Source organism: Microbulbifer celer (assembly GCF_020991125.1).
GTDB lineage: Bacteria > Pseudomonadota > Gammaproteobacteria > Pseudomonadales > Cellvibrionaceae > Microbulbifer > Microbulbifer celer.
The window spans coordinates 3,997,953-4,022,083 of record NZ_CP087715.1 but is presented as its reverse complement, the minus strand read 5'-3'; the positions used below and the strand labels follow the sequence as shown (position 1 = coordinate 4,022,083).

General features: G+C 58.2%; 23 protein-coding genes. 14 read left to right on the top strand and 9 right to left on the bottom strand.

From position 1 onward, the window contains the following. The first annotated feature begins 3 nt into the window (after window positions 1–3). From LPW13_RS16795 to LPW13_RS16765, 7 genes are all read left to right on the top strand, one after another. Window positions 4–459, top strand: a complete 456-nt coding sequence (locus LPW13_RS16795) for a DUF4124 domain-containing protein (RefSeq protein ID WP_230437145.1) — start codon at window positions 4–6, stop codon at window positions 457–459. Between the two features lie 118 nt (window positions 460–577). Further along, window positions 578–1,456, top strand: a complete 879-nt coding sequence (gene hslO / locus LPW13_RS16790; protein WP_230437144.1) for an Hsp33 family molecular chaperone HslO — start codon at window positions 578–580, stop codon at window positions 1,454–1,456. A gap of 706 nt (window positions 1,457–2,162) precedes the next feature. Further along, window positions 2,163–3,710 carry a phosphoenolpyruvate carboxykinase gene (locus tag LPW13_RS16785; RefSeq protein ID WP_230437143.1) on the top strand — a complete coding sequence of 516 codons (1,548 nt, stop codon included), beginning with the start codon at window positions 2,163–2,165 and terminating at the stop codon, window positions 3,708–3,710. Between the two features lie 264 nt (window positions 3,711–3,974). Then, complete coding sequence (locus LPW13_RS16780) at window positions 3,975–4,631, top strand: D-Ala-D-Ala carboxypeptidase family metallohydrolase (protein WP_230437142.1); 657 nt, start codon at window positions 3,975–3,977, stop codon at window positions 4,629–4,631. Window positions 4,632–4,673: 42 nt separating this feature from the next. Next, window positions 4,674–5,396 (top strand): D-Ala-D-Ala carboxypeptidase family metallohydrolase, encoded by a 723-nt coding sequence (locus LPW13_RS16775; protein ID WP_230437141.1) that lies wholly within the window; start codon window positions 4,674–4,676, stop codon window positions 5,394–5,396. Window positions 5,397–5,531: 135 nt separating this feature from the next. Further along, entirely contained in the window at window positions 5,532–6,650 is a 1,119-nt protein-coding gene (locus LPW13_RS16770) for an AI-2E family transporter (RefSeq protein ID WP_230437140.1), read from the top strand. Window positions 6,651–6,688: 38 nt separating this feature from the next. Further along, window positions 6,689–7,897, top strand: coding sequence for a hypothetical protein (locus LPW13_RS16765; protein WP_230437139.1), 1,209 nt, complete (start codon window positions 6,689–6,691; stop codon window positions 7,895–7,897). On the opposite strand, the gene LPW13_RS16760 is transcribed toward LPW13_RS16765, so the two are convergent. Together LPW13_RS16760 and LPW13_RS16755 are read right to left on the bottom strand one after the other, a co-directional pair. Beyond that, the gene (locus tag LPW13_RS16760; protein ID WP_230437138.1) at window positions 7,887–8,684 is read right to left on the bottom strand and encodes a bestrophin-like domain; all 798 of its coding nucleotides are present in this window, start codon (window positions 8,682–8,684) and stop codon (window positions 7,887–7,889) included. The genes LPW13_RS16765 and LPW13_RS16760 overlap by 11 nt on opposite strands. An 87-nt stretch (window positions 8,685–8,771) precedes the next feature. Next, window positions 8,772–9,113: a zinc ribbon domain-containing protein YjdM gene (locus tag LPW13_RS16755; protein ID WP_230437137.1), complete on the bottom strand. Its 342-nt coding sequence runs from the start codon at window positions 9,111–9,113 to the stop codon at window positions 8,772–8,774. 254 nt (window positions 9,114–9,367) lie between these two features. Here LPW13_RS16755 and LPW13_RS16750 point away from each other — a divergent pair, with 254 nt between their 5' ends. Then, on the top strand, window positions 9,368–10,039 hold the full coding sequence (locus LPW13_RS16750) for a DUF3833 domain-containing protein (protein WP_230437136.1): 672 nt from the start codon (window positions 9,368–9,370) through the stop codon (window positions 10,037–10,039). Here the strand turns inward: LPW13_RS16750 and glnG are convergent. The 4 genes from glnG to glnA form a co-directional block, all read right to left on the bottom strand. Next, window positions 10,005–11,420: a nitrogen regulation protein NR(I) gene (glnG, locus tag LPW13_RS16745; RefSeq protein ID WP_277610960.1), complete on the bottom strand. Its 1,416-nt coding sequence runs from the start codon at window positions 11,418–11,420 to the stop codon at window positions 10,005–10,007. The genes LPW13_RS16750 and glnG overlap by 35 nt on opposite strands. 80 nt (window positions 11,421–11,500) lie before the next feature. Beyond that, the gene (gene glnL / locus LPW13_RS16740; RefSeq protein ID WP_230437135.1) at window positions 11,501–12,571 is read right to left on the bottom strand and encodes a nitrogen regulation protein NR(II); all 1,071 of its coding nucleotides are present in this window, start codon (window positions 12,569–12,571) and stop codon (window positions 11,501–11,503) included. A gap of 248 nt (window positions 12,572–12,819) precedes the next feature. Beyond that, the gene (locus LPW13_RS16735; protein ID WP_230437134.1) at window positions 12,820–13,503 is read right to left on the bottom strand and encodes a DUF4124 domain-containing protein; all 684 of its coding nucleotides are present in this window, start codon (window positions 13,501–13,503) and stop codon (window positions 12,820–12,822) included. Window positions 13,504–13,703: 200 nt separating this feature from the next. Next, window positions 13,704–15,110 carry a glutamate--ammonia ligase gene (glnA, locus tag LPW13_RS16730; protein WP_230437133.1) on the bottom strand — a complete coding sequence of 469 codons (1,407 nt, stop codon included), beginning with the start codon at window positions 15,108–15,110 and terminating at the stop codon, window positions 13,704–13,706. Between the two features lie 408 nt (window positions 15,111–15,518). On the opposite strand from glnA, the gene thiI reads away from it, so the two are divergent. From thiI to typA, 4 genes are all read left to right on the top strand, one after another. Further along, a complete protein-coding gene (gene thiI, locus LPW13_RS16725; RefSeq protein WP_230437132.1) occupies window positions 15,519–16,985 on the top strand; it encodes a tRNA uracil 4-sulfurtransferase ThiI in 1,467 nt (488 codons plus the stop codon). 191 nt (window positions 16,986–17,176) lie between these two features. Beyond that, entirely contained in the window at window positions 17,177–17,779 is a 603-nt protein-coding gene (locus LPW13_RS16720; protein WP_230437131.1) for a hypothetical protein, read from the top strand. A 148-nt stretch (window positions 17,780–17,927) separates the two neighbouring features. Next, a complete protein-coding gene (locus tag LPW13_RS16715) occupies window positions 17,928–18,311 on the top strand; it encodes a VOC family protein (protein ID WP_230439216.1) in 384 nt (127 codons plus the stop codon). A 263-nt stretch (window positions 18,312–18,574) separates the two neighbouring features. Further along, a complete protein-coding gene (typA, locus tag LPW13_RS16710) occupies window positions 18,575–20,386 on the top strand; it encodes a translational GTPase TypA (protein ID WP_230437130.1) in 1,812 nt (603 codons plus the stop codon). A gap of 44 nt (window positions 20,387–20,430) precedes the next feature. On the opposite strand, the gene LPW13_RS16705 is transcribed toward typA, so the two are convergent. Continuing rightward, on the bottom strand, window positions 20,431–20,958 hold the full coding sequence (locus LPW13_RS16705) for a macro domain-containing protein (protein WP_230437129.1): 528 nt from the start codon (window positions 20,956–20,958) through the stop codon (window positions 20,431–20,433). 131 nt (window positions 20,959–21,089) lie between these two features. Between LPW13_RS16705 and LPW13_RS16700 the strand changes: the two genes are divergently transcribed. Beyond that, window positions 21,090–22,181, top strand: a complete 1,092-nt coding sequence (locus LPW13_RS16700; RefSeq protein ID WP_230437128.1) for a GGDEF domain-containing protein — start codon at window positions 21,090–21,092, stop codon at window positions 22,179–22,181. Window positions 22,182–22,317: 136 nt separating this feature from the next. After that, complete coding sequence (locus LPW13_RS16695; protein ID WP_230437127.1) at window positions 22,318–22,746, top strand: Hsp20/alpha crystallin family protein; 429 nt, start codon at window positions 22,318–22,320, stop codon at window positions 22,744–22,746. Between the two features lie 48 nt (window positions 22,747–22,794). Here LPW13_RS16695 and LPW13_RS16690 read toward each other — a convergent pair whose 3' ends face one another. Both LPW13_RS16690 and LPW13_RS16685 read right to left on the bottom strand, forming a co-directional pair. Continuing rightward, window positions 22,795–23,184: an acyl-CoA thioesterase gene (locus tag LPW13_RS16690; RefSeq protein ID WP_230437126.1), complete on the bottom strand. Its 390-nt coding sequence runs from the start codon at window positions 23,182–23,184 to the stop codon at window positions 22,795–22,797. Window positions 23,185–23,299: 115 nt separating this feature from the next. Continuing rightward, on the bottom strand, window positions 23,300–24,058 hold the full coding sequence (locus LPW13_RS16685) for a VIT1/CCC1 transporter family protein (RefSeq protein WP_230437125.1): 759 nt from the start codon (window positions 24,056–24,058) through the stop codon (window positions 23,300–23,302). Window positions 24,059–24,131: the final 73 nt, after the last annotated feature.

The following is a 24,131-nucleotide window of genomic DNA, read 5'->3' as shown; positions in this document are numbered from 1 at the left end:
GAGATGAAATTGCACTATCTGGGCGTTGCGCTGTTCGGCGCGGCTTTATCACTGACTGGTACTTCCCTACCCAGCGCGGCTCAGGAGCTGTACCGCTGGGTAGATGAAGACGGCAAGGTGCACTTTGGTGACCGGCCCCCGGCGGAAGTCCAGGCGAAGTCCATCAAGGCACAACTGAAGCCGGTCAATGGCGCCGCGCCCACCCGCCGCGAGGACTTCCCCGATCTGGATCGCGAAAAAAAGATCGAGCAGGAATATCAGGCCAAGAAGCGCGCCCAACATTCCCGTTCCGAGCAACAGCGGAGAACCGCCTGCGCCCAAGCCCGAAAGCAGCTGAAAATCCTTCAGGGGCGGGTGTACTTTGTGGATGAGGCGGGCAATGAATCCACCATCAGCGAGCGCCAGCGGGTGGAGGAGGCGCGCAAGCTGGAGGCACAGATCCGTCAGCTCTGCGGCTGAACAGCGGAGAGCGCGCTGCGGGGATTTCGTTAAGCGTATTGCGCATCGCTATCATAGAAGGCCGTCGCGTTTGGGCCTACAATCGCCACCCCCAAATTACCCCATGAGGCGCTTTTCTATGTCGGACCAGTTGGAACGCTTTATTTTTTCCAAACACGATGTCCGCGGCCAGTTGGTCACGCTTTCCAATACCTATCGCGAAGTGCTGGAGCACAATGACCTGCCGCAACCCGTTCAGCGGCTGCTGGGTGAGTTTCTTGCCGCCGCCTGCCTGCTGTCCACCACGCTCAAATTTGACGGCATCATGATGTTGCAGGCGCGGGGCGAAGGGGATGTCCCCCTGCTGCTGGCGGAGTGTACCCACCACAGTGATGTGCGCGGCCTGGCCCGGGTCGCCGAGGGCGCCGAGATCGCCGAAGATGCCACCCTGCGCGACCTGGTGGGCAACCGCGGTGCGCTGGTGATTACCGTGGATCCCCAGGAGGGCGAGCGCTACCAGGGCATTGTGCCGCTGGAGAAGGAGACCCTGGCGGAGTGTCTGGAGGATTACTTTACCCAGTCGGAGCAGTTGCAGACCCGTTTCTGGATCGAGTCCAGTGCGGACACGGTGGGCGGCATCATGTTGCAGGTGTTGCCGGGCAATAATGCGGCGACGGCGGTGGAGAATGAGGATGCTTGGGAGACCGGGGTGCAGCTGGCATCCACGGTCACCGCAGAGGAGCTGCACAATCTGCCCCACGATCAGCTGCTGGTGCGCCTGTTCCACGAGATGGAACCGGCAACGCTGGGCACGGCGAATATCCGTTTCAAGTGCAGTTGCTCGCCGGAGCGCAGTGCGCGGGCGCTGATAGCGATGGGCCCGGAGGACGTGTACCAGTTGCTGGAGGAGCAGGGCGGCGAGATCACCGCCGACTGCCAGTTCTGCAACCGCACCTACCGCTTCGACCGCGACAAGATCGAAGAGCTCTTTAACGCCCCGCCTCACACTCTGCACTAACAGGCAATTAACTCAGTGGCGGCGGGTCTACCGGGGGCAACCTCGCGAGACACGAGCTAGGCGCCCCCGTTAACCCATCCATGGGGGCTCTTCTGCGAGGTCCCTCTCGCAGACAAAGCGTTAGCTTTGGACGCCGCAGGCGCCCGTAGGGTGAGGGCCTTGGCCCGAATCAACGTCTCGCGAGGTTGCCCCCGGTAGTCCCGCCTTCGCTCAAACCTTCCGTCTTACGCCTCACCATCTCCCCGTCCGATAGCTAATTCTCCACCTTCCTACAGGCTACTATTGAAACACGTAGGGTTAATGTGAAGGTGCCGCTGCCGGGATAGCTTTGTGAGACCGTCTGCGGCCAGGACGGCCGCAGCCGAGCCCCCAGGGATGGGTTCACGGCGCGTCTCACAAAGCTATCCCGGCAGTGGCACCGCCTCAGGTTAGGAAAAAGCCAAAGCCCACCGATCTTGTAGTAACGACTACAGATCCACCAATATTCTCCATATTTATGAAGTAAAAAAACTACATCATAAATTTCAATAAATTTTTGCAAAAAAATCCCGTATAGCGCCCAAAATAGAACGAAAAGTAATCGGTTTTTCTACCGGTTGAATTTGAACTTTGCCATAATGCGCGCGCCAGCCGGCTCTGGTCGCTGCATTCCGCGGCAGCCCCTACTATTGATTTCATTGATACAACTTTCACGGGTAATAAACGAATGGCACAGATCGACGACACGGTGCAGGTATTCAACAACCTGACGGCAGCGCAATTGGTGGAACAGGCGCTCCAACGCGGTGAGGGCCACCTCTCCGACACCGGCGCTCTGGTAGCGGTGACCGGCGCGCGCACCGGCCGCTCTCCAGCGGACCGCTTCGTGGTGGAAGAGCCTTCCACCGTCGACAGCATCGAATGGGGGGGCGTGAACCGTCCGTTCCCGGCGGACAAGTTCGATGCCCTGTGGAACCGCGTGGAAGATTTCGTCGCCAGCCACGACCGCTTTGTGCAGCAGCTGCACGTGGGCCAGGACGAAGATCACTATATCCCGGTGAAAGTCACCACCCAGACTGCATGGCACAACCTGTTCGGCCGCAACATGTTTATCCGCGCGGAAAAGTACAACCCCAAGGGCAAGGAAGAGTGGCGCATTCTGCACGCGGCCAATTTCGAGTGCGACCCAGAGCGCGACGGCACCAATTCCGAAGGCTGCGTGATCATCAATTTTGCGAGCCGCAAGGTGCTACTGGCGGGCATGCGCTATGCCGGCGAGATGAAGAAGGCGATGTTCTCGGTGCAGAACTTCCTGCTGCCGGAAAAAGACGTAATGCCGATGCACTGTGCCGCCAACGTGGGCAAAGACGGCGATGTGTGCCTGTTCTTCGGCCTGTCCGGCACCGGCAAGACCACCCTGTCTGCGGACCCGGAGCGCTACCTGATCGGCGACGACGAGCACGGTTGGGCCAAGGGCGGCGTTTTTAATATGGAGGGCGGCTGCTACGCCAAGACCATCAACCTGAGCAAGAAGAACGAGCCGGTAATCTGGGACGCGATCCGCTTCGGCGCCATCGTCGAGAACGTGGTGATCGACGACGCCGGCACCCCGGACTACGACGACACCAGCCTGACCGAGAACGGCCGCTGCTCCTACCCGCTGGAGCATGTGGAAATGCGCCAGCTGGAGAACCGCGCCGGTGAGCCGAAGAATGTGGTGTTCCTGACCTGCGACGTCTCCGGTGTACTGCCGCCGGTCTCCATCCTGTCCAAGGAAGCCGCCGCCTACCACTTCCTGTCCGGCTACACTGCCCGTGTAGGCTCCACCGAGCTGGGTGCGGAAGCGGGCATCCACCCCACTTTCTCCACCTGCTTCGGCGCGCCGTTCATGCCGCGCGCACCGCGCGAGTATGCGGATCTGCTGATGAAGCGTATTGAAGACTTCGGTTCGAAAGTGTACCTGGTGAATACCGGCTGGACCGGCGGCTCCGGTGAGAAGGGCAAGCGCTTCCCGATCCCGGTGACCCGTGCGGTGATCGCCGCGATCCAGAGCGGCGCGCTGGAAGGTGCCGAGACCGAGCACCTGGACATCCTCAACCTGGACATTCCGCTGGAAGTGCCGGGTGTGGACAAATCCTACCTGAACCCGCGCAACGCCTGGGCCGATGCAGAAGCCTACGACGCGGCGGCGAAAAAGCTGGCGGCGCTGTTTGCCGACAATATTGAAAAGTTCAGCGTCAGCGATGACGTGAAAGCGGCGGGCCCACAGGCCTGACGCGACTTCCCCCCAGGGAACAGGGCGGCCTTCTGGCCGCCTTTTTTATTTCCTATGCCCTGCCGATTCGGCCTCCCAGCACCCTACCACTGACGCGCCCACCGCCTTTCCCCGAATCCCGTTTTCCGGGAACTCGCAACTGCGGCGCTGAAAGCTATAGTCAATAAAGACCCGCTCATTTCAATCGTGCGCGGGCATTCCCTGTGGATAGAAGTGTTAACCAGCAGTCAGGGGTGGGCGATGCCTTCGGGCAAATATCTATCTATGTTCAGACGCCGCTACCGAAACCTGCCACCAGATCAGCAGACCAACTGGTGGGTGATCGTCGGTGTAGCGCTATTGCTACTGTCTCTACTGCTCGGGCTGTGGCTTTACCACTACTTCACCGCGCTGGAAAAGCCCTATTACGAAATCAAGGGTTACCGCGTGGCGAGCCACGCAACTTTCAATCGCTATCTTCGCCAAAGCGGCAACGGCCACACTTTCGGCCAGCTGGCACGTTTCCTAGAGCAGGCCGGGGTGGCGGATGTCGCAGCACCGGAGAGCCTGTTGCGGCAGGGCACGGACTGGCTGGACATCAACGAACCCGCCTTTGCCCTCCCGCCGCGAGACCAATGGCCAAATATAGTCAATACCCTGAAAGTCATCCGCGACGAAGTAGTGCCTGCCATCGGCCCGGTGGATATCGTCTCCGCCTATCGCACCCACCGTTACAACCGCAAAGCCGGCGGCGCCGGCGGCAGCAAGCACAAACAGTTCTGCAGTGTGGACCTGGTGCCGCAATCCAATATCGGCCGCAGGGAACTGGTGCAGGAGCTGCGCAGCCTGCATGCGCGCCTGGGGCCGGAAAGCCATGTGGGACTGGGCATCTACAGTGGTCTGCGCTTTCACATCGACACCTGCGGATTTCGCAGCTGGTAACACGGTCCGCAAGCAGCACAATCCACCAAGACCGGAAGCAGTATGGATATCAAGGAAACCCCGGATCACGAATTTGTCGACATCCACATCGAACGCCGGCGACTGCTGTGGATTATTGGTCTGTTGCTGGTCGGATGTATTGCGCTGGTGGTGCTGACCGCAGAAAAAGTGCGGGAGCTGGCGGACCGTATCGTCACTCCGGTGGAATACATCCCGCCGGAACCGGTGGACCCGGATGTGCCGCTGGTCTCACGCATCAAGGGCTATAACGCCGCCACCGGGGCGGCGTTTGAAAAGTTTCTCGACGAAGGCGACAACCGGGCCTACTTCGACAAACTCCAGCACTTTCTCGATATCAACCATGTGGGCGATGTAGTGCCTTCCTACGAACTGATGCGCCAGGGTACCGACTGGCAGGAAATCGATGAACCGCCATTTGCCATCCCGCCGGAAAAGGATTGGGAGTCCATGGTGGATACGCTCAAGGTACTGCAGGACTACATCATCCCCGCAATCGGTCCTGTGGTGGTGTTGTCCGGCTGGCGCACCGCCGAGTACAACGCCAAGGCCGGCGGCGCGCGCAGCAGCAAGCATATGCACTTCTGCGGTCTCGACATGGTTCCCGAGGACGACTACACCCGCAAACAGCTATTGCCCAAGCTCAGACGCATCCACAAAAAATACGGGCGACAGTGGAATATGGGGCTCGGGATCTACAGCGGTATCCGCTTCCATGTAGACACCTGTGGCTATCGGCGCTGGTAAAGACGGGAGGTAACCGAGTGCTTCTGGTAAACCCTCTCGCTATCTGGTTACATTAGCCGCTGCCGCCGACAACCTGCTCGAGAAGCAACCCGTCGACAACGAACCCATCAATAATAATCTCGAAGGACGCCCCAGGTGCAGGAACGACTGGAAAGACGATCATTCATTTTTACGCTGTTGCTGGTCACGATTGCTTTCGGGCTACTGCTGAAACCGTTTTTCACTCCCATCTTCTGGGCTTGTGCAGTAGCGCTGATTTTCCACCCGGTATATCGCTATCTCCTCAATCGTTATCCCCGCTGGCCAAATTTCACCGCATTATTGACCCTGCTGCTGTGCATCGTGATGGTGGTGATTCCGGTATTGTTGGTGGGGAGCTCGTTTGTCAGCGAAGGGGCCAACGTCTACCAGAAGGTGCAATCCGGAGAAATCAATCTGGGTGCCAAGGTGGAGCAGGTGCGCGCAGCCTTTCCCGGTATCAACGCCGCTCTGGAGCGTTTCGGCATCGACTTTGAGGGGCTGAAACAACGCCTGCTCGGCGGATTGATGAGTGCCGGCAGCTTCCTGGCCAAAAATGCCCTCGCGCTCGGACAGAATACCCTGCAGTTTTTTGTCAGCCTGGGTCTGATGCTTTACCTGACGTTCTTTCTGATCCGCGACGGCAATGCATTGATCGCGCTGTTGATCCGCGCCCTGCCATTGGGCGATGAGCGCGAGAAGCTGCTGCTGGCCAAGTTTGCCGAAGTGACCCGCGCTACCATCAAGGGCAACCTGGTGGTCGCAGTTACCCAGGGTACCCTGGGCGGATTGATTTTCTGGGCCCTCGGCCTGCCTGCGCCACTGTTGTGGGGCGTGATCATGACCATGCTGTCGCTGCTGCCCGCAGTGGGTGCTGCGATCATCTGGTTCCCCGCCGCGCTCTATCTGTACGCCACGGGTGAAGCCGTAAAAGCCACTGTGTTGATGGTCTACGGCGTGGCAGTGATCAGCCTGGTGGACAATATCCTGCGGCCGATTCTGGTCGGCCGGGACACCAAACTGCCAGACTACATGGTGCTGTTTTCCACCATCGGTGGCCTGATGATGTTCGGGATCAGTGGCTTCGCTATTGGCCCTCTGCTCGCCGCGCTGTTCATGGCCTTCTGGGAAATTTTCATGCGTGAGTTTATCAGTAGTGACACACCGCTGATTCCGCCGCGGCGGCAGTCCCCGGTAGATGACACCGATTCCAAAAAGCTGTCTGCTCAGGATTGAACAACAACTAAACCAAGCAGTATCGGGATTCTGTTTTGTTGCATCACTCGCTTATCATCTTCTTGCGCCGGCTCACCGTCGTCGGCACCCTGCTGCTCCTGACCGCCTGCGCCGCACAACAGGGCGGGCCCGAGGGCGTCCTGGCAGCAGCAGAAGCGCCCCGCTATCCCGGAATCTCGCTGTTTTACAAACACCTGAGCGATGACCTGGAACAGGAGTGTGCAGAATTCCAGAGCCGCTCCATGCTGCACCACTGCTCCGAAGGCGAGTTTCACCTGTCCAACCTGCAGCAGGCGCTTACCCAATCCGGTGCCTTCCAGCAGGTGACGATAGCGGGAGATCACAATGAATTTCAGGTAATGGTATCTACCGTGGTACTGGACCAGGAGTCCGGCAGTGAAATTGGCAATGCGGCACTCTCGGGCGCCACCTTGATGCTGGTGCCCATAAAAATAGAGAAAACCATCCGCGCGGAGGTGGTGATCACCTGGCAGAACCTGCCGATCAAGCGCTACGACTACACCCTGCCGTTCAACTATTCCGCGTCACTGCTGACCCCCACCTTCAATTACCGCAAAGAACTGAGCCAGCGTATCGCTGCGCAATTACTCGGGGATCTACAGCAGGAGAATGCCTTCGCCGGTGCCCAGGTTATGGCGGCGCTCGAGGCCAGTGACTACGGCGATGACCTCGGGATCGGCGACTCCGTCGGCGGCTACTTTTTTGATGAAAAGCATATTTTCAGCAACCCCTTCCACGGCGCGGTACTGAGCTTCATCCACCGCCAGTTTGCGTTCGATCACGCGGAAGTCTTTGTGTATCCGGTACGCAATACCGACTGGCACGAGGCCGCAGCCCTGACACAGTCGGAGGCGGAAAACGTACGCACCGAGCTGTCCCTGATGCAACGCCAGGGCAATCTCAACGCGCTCGAACTGGATGATCCAACACCACTGCAGTGGATAGTCGATGGCCAGCGCTATGACGGCACCTTCTACAGTGGGCACCTCATCGACAACGAGGGACGCGAGGCCCGTACTGCCACTTACATTTTCATCAAAGGCGACAAATTTGTCCGTACGCAGGCCGTATTCCCCCTGGTCGAGGGCAGTGCGAAGGTCAATAATCCGGACGATTTCGCCAGATCCCTGCTGCAGCAGCTCGAACCTCCCACCGAGTCACCCTTTATGGCCAGGCTGAGACGCGAGCGCCGCCAGTCGATCATGGAAATGTCCGCTAAGGAATAACCGGTTTTTGCCGGATCAGGAGTTTGAGCTCTGCCATCGGCCGCTGCTCGATAATGATCACGCCCTCCGTGGCACGGTCCAGGTCTGCAATCAGCACAATAACTGTGGCAAAGGTAAGCGCCAGCGTGATGGAAACCTGTAGCGAACCGCTGCGGCTGACGCCGAACTGAAAACCGATCGCGAGCATGGCAAGTGCGGTCAGAAAATACAGCGCGATCCAGATTGGGCCCGGGATACGGTATTCCAGACCGATCACTACACGGGAATTGTGATAATTGATGACCTCCGTCAATGGCTCCACGAACTGACGCAAATATCCCGCGCTGTAGTTGTCCGCAATATGCCGATCCACGATTGCCCACAACTCGTTATGTATCGCGACACTCCTCTCCAGTCCCTCAGGGGAAACCCCATCGACCGCAGGATTGAAATCCCGCAACTCGATATATTCCTCCAGTAACAACCTTACCGGCGCACGATCTGCCTGACGTAAGAAGTCTGTGTGCAGGTAGGTGGTGTGGAGCGCATTGACCTCGCTCAGCAACAGCGCCTTGCGTTGGTTGTAGCGGTCCGCGGTCATATTGAAGGTAAATGCCAGCAGAAACGCCAACAACCCCAGGGTTGCCGTTACCGCACTGCCAATCGATGGTTCGCGCTCGGTGCCCGCATGGCGAATATAGCGGTGCCCCAGATACAGGCCCACACCCATGGCGGCCAGCACCACGAGCACGGTTATCAGATAGACCGCAAGCAGCGGCAGGGAATAGAAAGCGTCGTCAGCGAACATGGCCAGTACCGGATTCTTTCATCCAGTCTGGCCCAGACTTGTTTTTTCGGCCAGCTCGCGGGGATCAACAAACCGCAAGGGCCATCGTCAGGCCTTTTTGACAAACTCCGATTTCAGCTTCATCGGCCCGATGCCATCGATCTTGCAATCGATATCGTGATCGCCGTCCACCAGACGGATATTTTTCACCTTGGTACCGACCTTTACCACCAGGGAAGAGCCTTTGACCTTCAGGTCCTTGATCACCGTGACCGAATCGCCATCCGCCAGCGGATTGCCATTGGCATCCTTGATTACCGGCCCATCAGAGGATTCCTCTGCAGTCTCCTGCCCGGACCACTCGTGTCCGCACTCCGGACATACGAACAGATCCCTGTCTTCGTAGGTGTATTGCGACTGGCACTGGGGGCAATTCGGAAGTTCACTCATGGATATTGGTACTGGCGAATAGTTAACGGGCGCGTATTAAAACAGATTTTAGCGGTCAGCGGATATCACAACAAATTTCGATCCCTCAACATATGCAGCCCCGATAGCAACAGGAAAAAAGCCCCAACTGAGGTTTGTGCGGCATCGTCCAAGTGTACTTTCGATTAAGGCGATGTACGTGTGGTCGCCAATCTCAGTAATCTTTTTGCTCGCCGTGATCGTAGCAAGGTATATCAGTTACCAACGGTGCCATCATGGATAATCTGCTGCCACGCCTGTCACTTCTGCTGGCCATTTTGCTGACCTCTTCCTGCGGCGGTACATCAGTGGAGGATTACGCGGAACAGGAACCGGAATTTTTTCCCGAGACATTCTTCGACGGTCCGCTGGAGGCCTACGGAGTCATCAAAAGTCGCGGTGGTGAAGTAACCAGACGCTTTACCGCCACACTGGAGGGAAGCTGGAAGGACGGCGGTGGGTTACTGGCGGAGCGCTTTGTGTTCAACGACGGGGAGATACAGTATCGGAACTGGCGGCTGGTACCCAAGCAACACGCTGGGACGGCGCGACACTATAGCGCCAGCGCCGAGGATGTCGTGGGCGAAGCCACTCTGGCGGTCAGCGGCAATACGGCCTTTATCCGCTACACACTTGAGGTGCCATTCGGGGAGCGTACCATCAACGTACAGGTGGACGACCGCATGTACCTCATCAATAAACAGGTACTTGTCGGGGAATCGGAACTCACCAAGTGGGGATTCCACGTGGGCAAAATCCTCCTCACCATCATCAAAACTTCACCGGGGTACTCACTTCAGAAAACGCAGCAGACACAGGAAAAGGCACCCCCCGTGATCCCGCGTATTCAATCCGCGAAAATCAGGCAACCCGCTAGTCTTCGCCCCCATTCATACCCAACTCCTTGAGTTTGCGGGTCAGGGTATTGCGCCCCCATCCCAGCAGCTCTGCCGCATCCCGTTTGCGACCGGCGGTGTGCTTCAGGGCAATTTCGATCAGCGCGCGCTCGAAGGCGGGCACCGCTTCGCTGAGGATTTCCCGACGGCCGTTGGCCAGGGCCTGGTCGGCCCACAGGCGCAGGGCTTTCTGCCAGTCTTGCGGGGCCTCACCGCTGGTAGCGGTCTGCTGGTGCAGTTCCGGTGGCAGGTCATCGATCATGACCTCACGCCCGGATGCCATCACCGTAATCCAGCGACAGGTGTTTTCCAGCTGCCGCACATTACCCGGCCAGTCGAGCCCGGCGAGGTATTCCTCGGTTTCCTTGAGCAGGATTTTGGGCTCTACCTCAAGGTCCTTGGCAGCGCTGTTGAAGAAGTGGCGCACCAAACGCGGGATATCCTCGCGGCGATCTGCAAGGCGCGGAATGTGAATGCGGATAACGTTGAGGCGGTGGAAAAGGTCTTCGCGAAATTTGTGCTCTTGCACAAGTTTTTCCAGATCCTGATGCGTGGCGGCAATAATGCGCACATCCACTTTGACCGGGGTGTGACCACCCACCCGATAGAACTCGCCATCCGCCAGTACCCGCAGCAGACGGGTCTGGGTTTCCGGAGGCATATCGCCGATTTCATCCAGAAACAGGGTGCCGCCGTTGGCCTGTTCGAAGCGGCCGGCGCGCTGAGATGTGGCGCCGGTAAACGCCCCTTTTTCGTGGCCGAACAGTTCGGATTCCATCAGGTCTTTGGGAATCGCCGCCATGTTCAGGGCGATAAACGGGTTGGAGCGGCGCGGGCTGTGATTGTGTAGCGCCGCCGCCACCAGTTCCTTACCGGTACCGGATTCACCGTTGATCAGGACGGTGATATTCGAATGGGACAGGCGGCCGATGGCCCGGAAAACCTCCTGCATCGCCGGCGCTTCGCCGATGATCTCCTTGCTGCCGGTACCGTTGTCGATGGTAATCGGCTCTTCCAGCTCCTGCTCATTGGCGTGAGCCAGCGCTCGGCGGGTCACCGCCACCGCTTCATCCACATCAAATGGCTTGGGCAGATACTCGAAGGCCCCGCCCTGATAGGCGGCGACGGCACTGTCCAGATCAGAGTGCGCAGTCATGATGATGATGGGCAACGCCGGGCGCTCGGCCTGAAACCGCTGCAGCAGTTTGAATCCATCGGAGCCCGGCATGCGGATATCACTGATCACCACATCCGGCTGTTCACTGTAAAAATCGTCCAGCGCGCGATCACCATTTTCGTAGCAGGTGGTCTCTATCCCTTCCCGGGACAGCGCGCGCTCCAACACCCAGCGAATTGAACGGTCGTCATCAATAATCCAAACGCGATTGTTCATAGTAATTTTCCGGCCTGCGTCATTGGTTTTTTATGCGGGCTTTGGCTTTTGGCCTGCCCACTGCGCTTACGGTTTCTGGTTCAGGTAATAAGCGGCAAATAAATCTGAAACTCTGTTTTTCCCGGTTCACTTTCACACTTGATCAACCCGCGGTGCTGGTTGATGACATGCTGGGAGATGGACAGCCCCAGCCCCGATCCCTCTGCACGCCCGGAAATCATCGGATAAAAGATACGTTCGCGAATGTCTTCCGGAATACCCGGGCCGTTGTCGACAATGTCGATCCGGCACACCAGCGGGCAGTTGCGACGACCGATGGTGAACTGTCGCTGTACCCGGGTGCGGATCGTCATCTGCCCCTGTTCCAGGCCGATACTCTCGACAATCGCTTCCATGGCGTTGCGCGCGATATTCAGTACCGCCTGGATCAGTTGATTGCTGTCCACCGGCAGATCCGGAATCGACGGATCGTAATCCCGCTGGATGGTCAGTGCGCCGTCGCACTCCGCCTCGATCAGCTGCGCCACGCGCTCGGTGATCGCGTGAATGTTATTGGGCTTCAGGTCCAGCGGTTTGCGCGGCCCCAGCATCCGGTCCACCAGATCGCGCAGTCGGTCCGCCTCTTCGATGATGATCTGGGTGTATTCCCCCAGCTCGCCACCTTCAACCTCTTTCAATTCTCTTTGCAGCAACTGTGCCGCTCCGCGAATACCACCCAGGGGATTTTTCACTTCGTGCGCCATGCCGCGCACCAGATTGCGGGTAGTCTCCTGCGCGGAGATAAGTGCATCCTCCCGCGCAATCCGCAACAGGCGGTCCATGGACTGGACCTCCAGCAGCAGCAACCCCAGCTCCGTGAGTGGCGTAACCGAGTAGTCGACGGTGCACTCTTCCAGGGTGTGCAACAGCCACAGCGCCCGTCGCACGGTGTATTTCTGCCCACTGACCAGTGCGGAACGCATGGCCTGCTGGGCGGACTGGGACTCACGCACCACTTCCTCCAGGGGCTGACCGATAGCGCGGGCATTGGAAACCGCAACCAGGTCCTCCGCGGCGGAATTCAGGTAGCAGAGCGAGAGGTTCTCGTCGAGCACCAGCACGGCGGAGGTGAGGTTATCCAGCAGTAGACGTAACTGGCGGTCGTTCAGCATTGCGGGTTCCGCTTGAGTTCTTTTGGGCGTCGCCTGATGTCAGTGCAAAAAGCAAACCAAAATGGCGCAACAATACGTGGGTCCCGAGACGATATCAGGGCACACAGGAGAACAGGCACCAGCATGGTGCACCAATATGGTGCGCAGAGCAAATTTTAACCAGCGGAAGAGATCAGAATGGGGCGCTACAGGGAGCAACGCCCGAAAGGGAAGTTTATAGGCAGGAACAGTGACGGGACCACACGAGATCAGTTACCCGGCCGTGCCCGGGGGTAACCGGGTGCCTGGGGGGCTTTTGGCGCCCGCGGTGCCTGCTGGGCGGGGAAGTCCGGCACCTGGCCGCCGGGTCGCTTGACGTGGATCTGGATGGTCTGGGACTGGGCAATCGCCTGGCCACCGGCATCCAACAGCACCGCCTGTACCGTATGGGTGCCGCGTTCCAGGGCGGAGATGTCCAGACTGCTACTGCTAGAAGTCCCCCCCCAGCGCTGTCCGTCGATCACGGCAAAAAACTCGTAGCCACCCCGGGGAACGGGATCCAAAGCCACCTGCAGCACAATAAAGCGCTGGCCCGGCGGAATGGTGGCATCGTTTGCGGGACTGACAATGGCGAAATTGATCGGCCCCTGCTCTCCACCGGAACGGCGCTCGCGCTTATCCCGGTCTCTCGGCGACAGTTTACGGGTGGGCATAGGCTGTGGCGGCGCAATGGGCTGCACATTGGTGGGGCCAATAACCACCTTCTCCGACTTCTTGTCCGGTGGCGGCGTATCACTGAACACGATCCTGCCGTCCGGGGTCACGGTCTTGTATACCACCCTGGAGGAGGACTGCTCATTGTCCTTGCCCTCACTGCTACCTTTCTCCGGCGCCTCATCGGCCATGAGGGGCGAAGCGAGTAGCAGCGCAAGCAGCGCAATCCGGATTTTCATATCGGCACTCCTGCCTGTCTTTTGGCACGGGCAACAGCGTCGGAAAGACACCGCCCGCGGCCATAGGGTCATCAAGTTAAGGCTAGTGTACCCGCAATAAAAAAACCCGCACCCCCTGTTGCCGGGGATGCGGGTTTTTGCGAACCAGAAGGCACTTCCAAGGAAACGCCTACGGCAATTTAGACAGCGCCTGCGGCGTGTTAAACAGAGTAGTACAGCTCGAACTCGACCGGGTGAGTGGTCATGTTCACACGCTCTACTTCTTCCTGCTTCAGCGCGATGTAGGCATCGATGGCGTCATCGGTGAATACACCTCCTTCGGTCAGGAAGGCGCGGTCCTGATCCAGTGCTTCCAGGGCCTGTTCCAGGCTGGAGGCAACGGTCGGGTACTCGGCCAGCTCTTCCGCCGGCAGGTCGTACAGGTCTTTGTCTGCCGCGTCGCCGGGGTGGATCTTGTTCTTAACGCCGTCGAGGCCGGCCATCAGCATGGCTGCGAACACCAGGTACGGGTTGGCAGTCGGATCCGGGAAGCGGGCTTCAACGCGCTTGCCTTTCGGGCTAGGTACGAACGGAATGCGGATGGACGCAGAGCGGTTGCGCGCGGAGTAGGCCAGGATAACCGGCGCTTCGAAGCCCGGTACCAGACGCTTATAGGAGTTGGTGGAAGCGTTCGCAAACGCGTTCAGGGCGCGCGCGTGCTTGATGATACCGCCGATGTAGAACAGGGCAGTTTCAGACAGCCCGGCGTAAGCGTCGCCAGCGAACTGGTTGGTGCCGTCTTTACTGAAAGACATGTGGATGTGCATGCCGGAACCGTTGTCGCCTACCAGCGGCTTGGGCATAAAGGTGGCGGTTTTACCGTAAGCGTGGGCAACGTTGTGCACCGCGTACTTCAGGATCTGAACTTCGTCCGCCTTCATGGTCAGGGTATTGGCGCCAACGCCGATCTCACACTGGCCGGCAGTGCCCACTTCGTGGTGGTGCACTTCGATTTCCAGGCCCATGGCTTCCATCGCGGAACACATGGCAGCGCGGATGTCGTGCAGGGAGTCGACCGGCGGAACCGGGAAGTAGCCGCCTTTTACACCCGGACGGTGGCCCATGTTGCCTTCCGCGAAGGAGGCACCAGAGGACCAGGCCGCTTCTTCGGAATTGATTTTGTAGAAGGCACCGCCCATTTCGGCGCCCCAGGTAATGTCGTCGAATACGAAGAACTCGGGCTCCGGGCCGAACAGCGCGGTGTCACCGTAGCCGGTGGACTTCAGGTATTCCTCGGCGCGCAGCGCGATGGAACGCGGGTCGCGCTCATAGCCCTGGCCGGTGATCGGATCGACGATGTTACAGCGAATAATAACAGTCGCTTCGTCGGTGAACGGGTCCAGGAAGGCAGTCTCGTCGTCCGGCATCAGGATCATGTCGGATTCGTTGATGCCCTTCCAGCCAGCGATGGAAGAACCATCGAACATCTTGCCTTCTTCGAAGAACTCGCCGTCAACTTCCTTGGACGGAAGAGAAACGTGCTGTTCCTTACCTTTGGTATCGGTGAAGCGCAGGTCTACCCATTTGGCTTCGCTCTCTTTGATCAGTCCGAGCGTTTTCGCTGACATTGCAGTCCTCCAAGAATGAAAAGTTATGTATCGCGCCAATTCGCTTTATCTTGTGGCAACAGTCGAAGCAAGGAGTGTGCCAAATTGGGGCAAGCGGTCTAAGAGACGCGGGATTGGTGAAACTTTCGGCGCAACGCCCGATTTTTTACCGGGAATGGTGGCCCGCGCACGGAGAATAGCGCCCCGTGATCCGGTTTCACAAATACCGATGCACCATAACGGTGCCACCCGTTATACCAAGGCACCATATTGGTGCGACGAGCAAATTAGCCCCAGCGAGTTTATAATTCGCCACCTTTTCAGGGAGCTTCGGGAAACGGCCATTGGGCACATGCCGCTTGAGCTGTTATCCAAACCGATCGAAGCTTCGACCACTCACCACGCAATGCGGTACCCGGCACACACTCTATGCACTTCGTCGTCAAATTTTTCCCGGAAATCACCATCAAGAGCAACCCGGTGCGCAAGCGTATGTCGCGCCAGCTCGCCGACAACCTGCGCAAGCTGATGCGGCAACTGGACGACCGCATCAAGGTACAGAAAGACTGGGAAAAGATCGACGTCATCGCACCGGATGCAGTATCCCACCTTTCCGAGCGCATAGAAGAGGTACTGGCGCACACTCCGGGTATTGCCAACTTTGCCCGGGTACAGCAGTTCCCCCTCGGCGACCTGGACGATATCTACCAGAAGACCCTGGCGATCTGGGGGCCCCAGCTCACCGGCAAGACCTTCTGCGTGCGCGTAAAGCGCACCGGCAAGCACGACTTCCAGTCCCTGGACGTGGAACAGTACGTGGGCGGCGGGCTGAACAAAAATACCCAGGCCGCCGGGGTAAAACTGAAAAACCCCGATATCACCGTCAAACTGGAAGTCCGCCACGACAAACTGAATGTCATCGAAGAGCTGCACCAGGGCCTCGGCGGCTTTCCACTGGGCACCCAGGATCCGGTGCTGTCGCTGGTTTCAGGCGGTTTTGACTCCACCGTCGCCAGCTACCTGACCATGAAACGCGGTATCCGCACCCACTTCCTGTTTTTCAACCTCGGCGGCCGTCAGCACGAGCTGGGCGTCAAGGAAGTGGCCTTCTACCTGTGGGACAAGTACGGCGCCTCCCATCGGGTGAAATTCATCACAGTACCCTTTGATGAGGTCGTGGCGGAAATCCTCGAACAGGTAGATGACTCCTATATGGGCGTCACCCTGAAGCGCATGATGCTGCGCGCCGCCTCCGCGGTCGCCAAAGAACTGGATGTGGATGCGGTGGTGACCGGCGAGGCCATCGCCCAGGTCTCCAGCCAGACCCTGAAAAACCTGGCGGTGATCGACAGTGTCACCGACACCCTGGTACTGCGCCCGCTGATCACGTCCGACAAGACCGACATCATCCGCACCGCGCGCGCCATTGGCACCGAGGAATTTGCCGCGAATATGCCCGAGTACTGTGGCGTGATTTCGGTAAAACCCACTACCCGCGCAAAAATGGAAAAGGTGGATCACGAGGAAACCCGCTTCGACTTCACCGTCCTCGACCGCGCCATCGGCAACCGCGTGATGCAGAACATCGATCAGGTGATGGACGACCTCAATGAAGACGCACCGCCGGTGGATATTTTCAGCGAAGCCGGCGATGCCACCATCATCGACATCCGCCACCCCACGGAAGAAGAAGTGAACCCGCTGGAGCTGGACAACGCCACAGTGGAAACCATCCCCTTCTACCGCCTGAGCACCGCGTTCCAGAGCCTGGATAAAGACAAGCAATACCTGCTGTATTGCGCGCGCGGGGTGATGAGCCAGCTGCATGCCTCGCACCTGCTGGATGAGGGGTATCGGAACGTCGGCGTGTTCCGGCCGGAGAAGGCGAAGCAGTAGGTCGGCATATTTGAAGCGTAAATAATGCGCCACTTGAAAGTCCGTGCCCAACAACAACCGGGCACGCACACTCACAAACTGAGGCAGATAAATAGTTCACTCTGACTCGGTTTATTTTGGCAGCAGTTTCTTTTTTGTATATCAAAGATTCGTGCACTATTGGCTTAGATAGACAACCAAAGGGAGTTGACATGCCGCAAGTGCGCCAGCAGTACTATATAAATCCGTTTTTACAGGATATTGATAACGTTCTCGCAACGAGTCGTACCAAATACAGGTTGAAAGCCAACTGCACAGCTGTAAATACCACAATGTGGCACTGCCTGAACAACGTCGAGAAAGAGGCGACGGTCCTGATCGATGGACACGGTGCACAAGCAGGCTTTAACGAACCTGTGAACGGAATCAGTAACGGCTTATCTGGCGAACAACGGATATATTGTAGCCCCGCGCAGATCGCAACCTGGCTTCATCAATACTGGACCCTGCCCACCTCTCACGTGAAAATTCGCTTGCTGGGATGTGAGCTTAACCACGTCGCTCAACAGTTGGCGATAGAGCTCGGTCATCTAGGTTATGCGAACATTGTGGTAGGAGGGTACATTGACTCTGTTATATATGATGGATTCGACGCGCAAACCGGCCGGGGTTCTGCATACTCTTTGGTTGACCTAGGCACCCATAATCAGCTTTTCTCCAAGTCCGATCTAGATGGGGAAGAGCGGTTAGAGTGGTTCAACGCACAAGGTCAAAAAGTGACAAAACCCTTTTTTGAGAAATGCATCTCCGTATAACCCAGGGCCACGAAGTTTTGTAACGATACCCGGGCCATTCACTGCGCACACATAAGAATGGTGAAACCACCATTGCTTATTTTCCCTTATACCTCGCAATGCGAGGCATGTATCCTGCCCCTTACATATAACGCTAGAAGGATTAATGATGTTCAGTCACGTCATGCTCGGTGCCAACGATATCCAGGAATCCAAGGCATTCTACGATGCGATCCTCGGTGAGCTGGGTTACAAGCCCGGTGTCATCGACCAGAAAGGCCGCTGTTTTTACTTCACCGATACCGGAGTGTTCGCGCTCACCAAGCCCATCGACGGCCAGCCGGCGAGCTGCGGCAACGGCAGTACCATCGGCTTTGCCGTGGAAGACCCCGAACAGGCGGACCGGTGGCATGCGGCGGGCCTGGCCAATGGCGGCGTTGCCTGTGAGGATCCGCCCGGGGTACGCGAGGGTGCCGGGATGAAGCTGTACCTAGCTTATCTGCGCGACCCTTCCGGCAACAAGATCTGCGCGATGCGTCGCCTGGAAGGCTGATTTCCCGCTCTCTATTCCGGCTCCCGTTGCCAGCATCCCGGTATCGGGGGCCGGAATCCCGCACAGTCGCACAAAAATCCGCCAAATCAACTCCCAATTGCCACATTTCACCTCTATAATGCGGCCGCTTTGGCCGGATAGCCGCTGTTCCCAATCTCAGCTCAGTCCCCGCCGTTACTAATTTCTCTGGCGTGACCACTCTCTTTAAGACGTTCTTTAAGAAAGTGTCCCGCCCAATCGCGTTTTAAGCCCAGAGGCCCCTTGTGATAGAAGATTTGCGCAATATTGCGATCATCGCCCACGTCGACCACGGTAAAACCACCCTGGTAGACAAGCTCCTGCAACAGTCCGGCACCCTGGACCGACGGGACGAGGGCGCCGAGCGGGTGATGGACTCCAACGACCAGGAACGTGAGCGCGGTATCACCATCCTCGCCAAGAACACCGCCATCCGCTGGAACGACTACCGCATCAACATCGTCGACACCCCCGGACACGCCGACTTCGGCGGTGAGGTGGAGCGCGTACTGTCCATGGTGGACTCGGTATTGCTGCTGGTAGACGCGGTGGACGGCCCCATGCCGCAGACCCGCTTCGTGACCCAGAAGGCCTTCGAGCAGGGCCTGAACCCGATCGTGGTGATCAACAAGATCGACCGCCCGGGCGCGCGTCCTGACTGGGTGATGGACCAGGTGTTCGACCTGTTCGACAGCCTCGGCGCTACCGACGAGCAGCTGGACTTCCCGGTGGTCTACGCCTCCGCCCTGAACGGTATCGCCGGTCTCGACGACACCGACATGGCGGACGACATGAACCCGCTGTTCCAGATGATCGTGGACAAGGTGGAGCCGCCCAAGGTCGACCTGGACGGCCCCTTCCAGATGCAGGTTTCCGCGCTGGACTACAACAGCTACGTGGGCGTGATCGGCGTCGGCCGCATCAAGCGCGGCACCCTGAAACCCAATCAGCAGGTAGTGATCCTCGACCGCGAGGGCAACAAGCGCAAAGCCAAGGTACTGCAGGTCATGGGCTACCTGGGCCTGGAGCGGGTGGAAGTGGATCAGGCCAGCGCTGGCGATATCGTGTGTATCACCGGTGTGGGCGAGCTGAACATCTCCGATACCCTGTGTAATCCCGAGCACCCGGAAGCACTGCCGGCGCTAACCGTGGACGAGCCCACCGTGAGCATGACCTTCCAGGTGAACGACTCCCCGTTTGCGGGCCAGGACGGCAAGTTCGTCACCAGCCGCAATATCCGCGAGCGCCTGGATCAGGAGCTGATCCACAACGTGGCGCTACGCGTCGAGCAGGGCGATTCCCCGGACAAGTTCAAGGTCTCCGGCCGCGGTGAACTGCACCTGTCGGTACTGATCGAAAACATGCGTCGCGAAGGCTTCGAGCTGGGTGTCTCCCGCCCGGAAGTAGTCCAGCGCGTCGTAGACGGTGAAGTGCAGGAGCCTTACGAGGAAGTGGTGATCGACGTCGAAGAGCAGCACCAGGGTTCCATCATGGAAGAGCTGGGCCTGCGCAAGGCGGAGCTGACCAATATGGAGCCGGACGGCAAGGGCCGGGTGCGCCTGACCTTTATCGTGCCGTCCCGCGGCCTGATCGGTTTCCGCAACCAGTTCCTGACCCTGACCAGCGGCTCCGGCATCATGACCAGCATCTTCGACCACTACGGTCCGGTGAAAGAGGGTGACGTCACCAGCCGTATCAACGGCGTGCTGGTCTCCATGACCAAGGGCAAGACCCTGGCCTACGCCCTGTACACCCTGCAGGATCGCGGCCGCCTGTTCCTGGGCCACGGTGAAGACATCTACGAAGGTCAGATCATCGGCCTGCACGCCCGCGACAACGACCTGGTGGTAAACCCCACCAAGGCCAAGCAGCTGACCAACGTCCGCGCTGCCGGTACCGACGAAGCCCTGACCCTGACCCCGCCGGTGCGCCACACCCTGGAGCAGGCGCTGGAATTCATCGAGGACGACGAGCTGGTGGAAGTGACCCCGAATCACCTGCGCCTGCGCAAGAAGATCCTGCAGGAAAATATGCGTAAGCGGGCGAAGAACAAGTAAGCCAGCAAACGCGAATGACGAAGCCGGGCTGATGCCCGGCTTTTTTATGTCTCTTTACCCCCCCAAAAACGCGCATCTACCGTGCGCCATACCGACAGCGCCGTAGATGTGCGTAGGCACACCGTAAGTAACGCGAAATCCGGCGCGTGCTGGCGCAATACCTCCAAACCCTGGTGGGCGGCGATTTCGTGGGGGAAGCGGTTGGTACCGGCACCCAAGGCGGGAAACAGCAAGCGTTTCAGTCCGCGCGCTTTCGCCAGCGCCAGTACGCTCTCATAGCACTGCCGCAACTGCACCAGCGCTTCTGCGCCCCACTGATCACCGCTGCTCCACTGGGGCGTCACGGTGTGCAGGAGATAGTGGGGGGCGAGATTCGGTGCACTGGTGATACGCGCCGCGCCGATTGTGCACTCCGGCAAACGTGAACACTCACTCACCAGCGCTTCCCCGGCGCGATCATAGATCTGTGCCGACAGGCCGCGACCGCGGACCAGGTGCTTGTGCGCCGGGCACACCAGCCCATCACCATCCAAAGTGAGAATGTCGTCACAAATCAGCTGTAGCTTTGCCATGCAGGTCTCCGCCCCAATCCCGTTCGCCATTACTATAGCCTGTTCGCTTTCAGCGGTGATGGAGGGCGATGGCCGCCTGTTTTTTACAGGTTTGCCGAGATTAGAGGCAAGTACCGCAAACTACCGGAAGAATGATGAATTTCGCGCTGCAATCACAACAACAATTCCAGCCCTATACCGACCCGGTCGCCCAGGCGCGCGGACTGGAACTGCGCCGCCGTATACAGGCCTCTGGCTATATGCTGATTTTCGCCCTCGCCATCACCGGCGCCATGGGTGTGATTGCCCTGATGGGGGGCGATGTTTTTCTCGCCGGTACCCTGTTTGCGGTGGCGGCAGTGATTCTGCTGTCCTACATCGGGGTGAATATCGCCGGCCCCAGCCGCAAAACCCCACTGCTGGTAGGCGCGCTGCTGTTGGTACTCTATTTCTATTTGTTGCTTTCCGGCGGAGTGAACAACACCGGCCTGATGTGGGCGGTGATGCTGGTGCCGGGGTTCATCAACCTCTACGGCTACAAGTGGGGTACAGTGACCCTGACCTGCATTGGTGGCGCTACCGCGCTCATCCTGTTTTATCCAGATTTTCCCGGCCTGCAGGCCCACTACGACACCGGGCACCGCGCGCGCTTTATCGCCATTTTTGGCGCTCTCACCGCGCTCACCGCAATTCTCGACAGCAGCCGCCATCAGACCCAACAGATGCTGCATATGCTGACCGCGGAACTGGAAAACCATGCCAGCACCGACGCCCTGACCGGACTCGCCAACCGCCGCGAGGCCTACCGCGCCATCGATGAACTGGAGCGTCGCAACCGCGAGCTGGCGGGCCGCTATTCCGTACTGATCGGCGACCTGGACAGCTTCAAATACATCAACGATACCCACGGCCACAGCTTCGGTGACCAGGTGCTCAAAGATGTGGCGGAAGTGCTGCGCAGCAATACCCGCGCGGACGATATGGTGGCGCGCTGGGGCGGTGAGGAATTTCTGATTCTGCTGCCCAATACCGATGCGGCCGGCGGCGGTATACTGGCGGAAAAGCTCCGCGACCGGGTGGAAGCACTGAGCAAGCAGTATCCCCAGGATGTGAACATTTCCATCAGCTTTGGCGTTGCCGAAGGTAACCCAGCGGCGGTGGGGCACGGGCAGCTGCTGGCACAGGCCGATGCCCGAATGTACCGCGCCAAAAATGATGGCCGCAACCGGGTAGTCAGCGCCTGACGCCCGCCACCGCACCGGCTCCAAACCCACCCTACGGAACCGGCCCCGCCTCCCTATAATTTGTCCACATACCACACTGGCAGCTCTGCGAACTCGAGTTGCCGATCACATGTTGATGAATCGGGAGATGCCCGCCATGAAATTGATACCTCGCGACAAAATGCTCGATTTCGATGAAATCGTGGAGCAGTTTTTCAGCACCGGACAGGAAGCGGGAGAAGCCCGCAGCGGCTTTCACACCCCCCGGGTCGACATCAATGAACGCAAAGATCATTATGAAATATGTGCGGAAATGCCCGGTGTGCGCAAGGAAGACCTGAGCGTGACGCTGGAAAACGGTGTGCTCACCGTGGAGGCGGAAATGCGCCGGCAGGTGCCGGAAAATGAAGAGCACCGGGTGCTACGTCAAGAGCGCCGCTACGGCAAGTTCACCCGCAGTTTCAACCTGGGAAAAGACGTCGACGAGGATGACATCGACGCGACATTCAAAGACGGCGTGTTGACTCTGACAGTGCCCAAAGCGGAGCCCCAAAAACCTGCCAGCCACAAAATCCAGATTCACTGAGACAACGGGCCAGCCACTGCCGTGTTAAACGTTGTTGAAAGTTAGATTTCAGACAAGGTGCTGAGCCAGTTGTTGACGCACGTCATCCGGTATCGGCGCCTTGGTCTGATTTTCATAATCAAAGTGCACCATGACGCAGTCGCCCTGGGCCACCAGTTTGTCTTCCTGCCAGACTTCCTGATGGATCGTCAGTGACGTATTGCCGATCGCAGTGATGCTGGTGCGGATCTCAACTGGTGAAAAGAGGTAAATCTGTGCAACGAAATCCACATCCATTTTCTTCAGGATCAGATTCCACTGCACCAGAGAAAGGTCCGGATTGAAAATCCGGAAGATCGGCATGCGCCCGTGTTCAAACCAGTTGGGTACAATAGTGTTATTGATATGCCCGAGGGCATCGGTTTCCGAAAACCGGGGCTCTACCTGATACGAGAACATGATTGGATATTCCTGTGGGGCTGATTTATAGAGATGCCCTATATCGTTGCGGCTCCTCTATTAATGATATCGCAACCAGCCGAGCAATGATAACCTCTGGTTCCTATCAAACACTTTAAAAATTAAACGCTTGTCGCAACAGATAGCCAACACAGAACGCCAAAGCTGCGGCACCGCCACCAAGCAGAAAAGTCCTGAATGCCGACCGCAAGCGCGCCGTCCGGTTTACCACTCCCTTCACTAACCCGATCGCAATAAAGACAACACCCGCGAGCAGGGCACTACCGACAAATTCCTGCGTTTGCGTCAATCCTGAAAAAAGGAATGGGGTCAGGGGTATAAGCCCAACCACTACAAAGGCAATAAATGTCCACCACGCAGACGCAAATGCGTTGGGGAAAACTCTGGATAAACCATACTCCTCCTGCAGCATCGTATCGACCCACAGCCGGCGGTCAGATGTCACCGTATTCACTATCAATTCCAGGCTCTCGCCGCGGAAGCCTTTGGCTGCAAATATCTGTCGAATCTCTTCGCGCTCACCCTCGGGGACCAATTCGATGTGTTGCTCTTCCGTTCTGCGAGCAGACTCGAAGAAATGTTGCTCCGCCCCGACCGCCTCGTAGTTGCTCACCGCCATACTGAACCCATCCGCTATCAGATTGGCAATTCCCATTACCACGACGACTGACGATGGGAAGCCCGCGCCATACGCGCCGCAGACGATGGCAAAAGTGGTGATACAACCGTCAATCGCACCCAGCACCAAGTCCGACAGACGGCGCGGCTCGGGAGGTTGCTGCAGACGTCGCGCGATATTTTCCGGGCGATGCTCCTGCCGAAGCTGTTGTCTGCGCGCTTTGTCTGTTGGCATGGCTTCTCCGCGGATGAATCTCTTTCACTTCCATCTAAAAATAGTTGAATAAAAAAATGGCGGGCACGTGGCC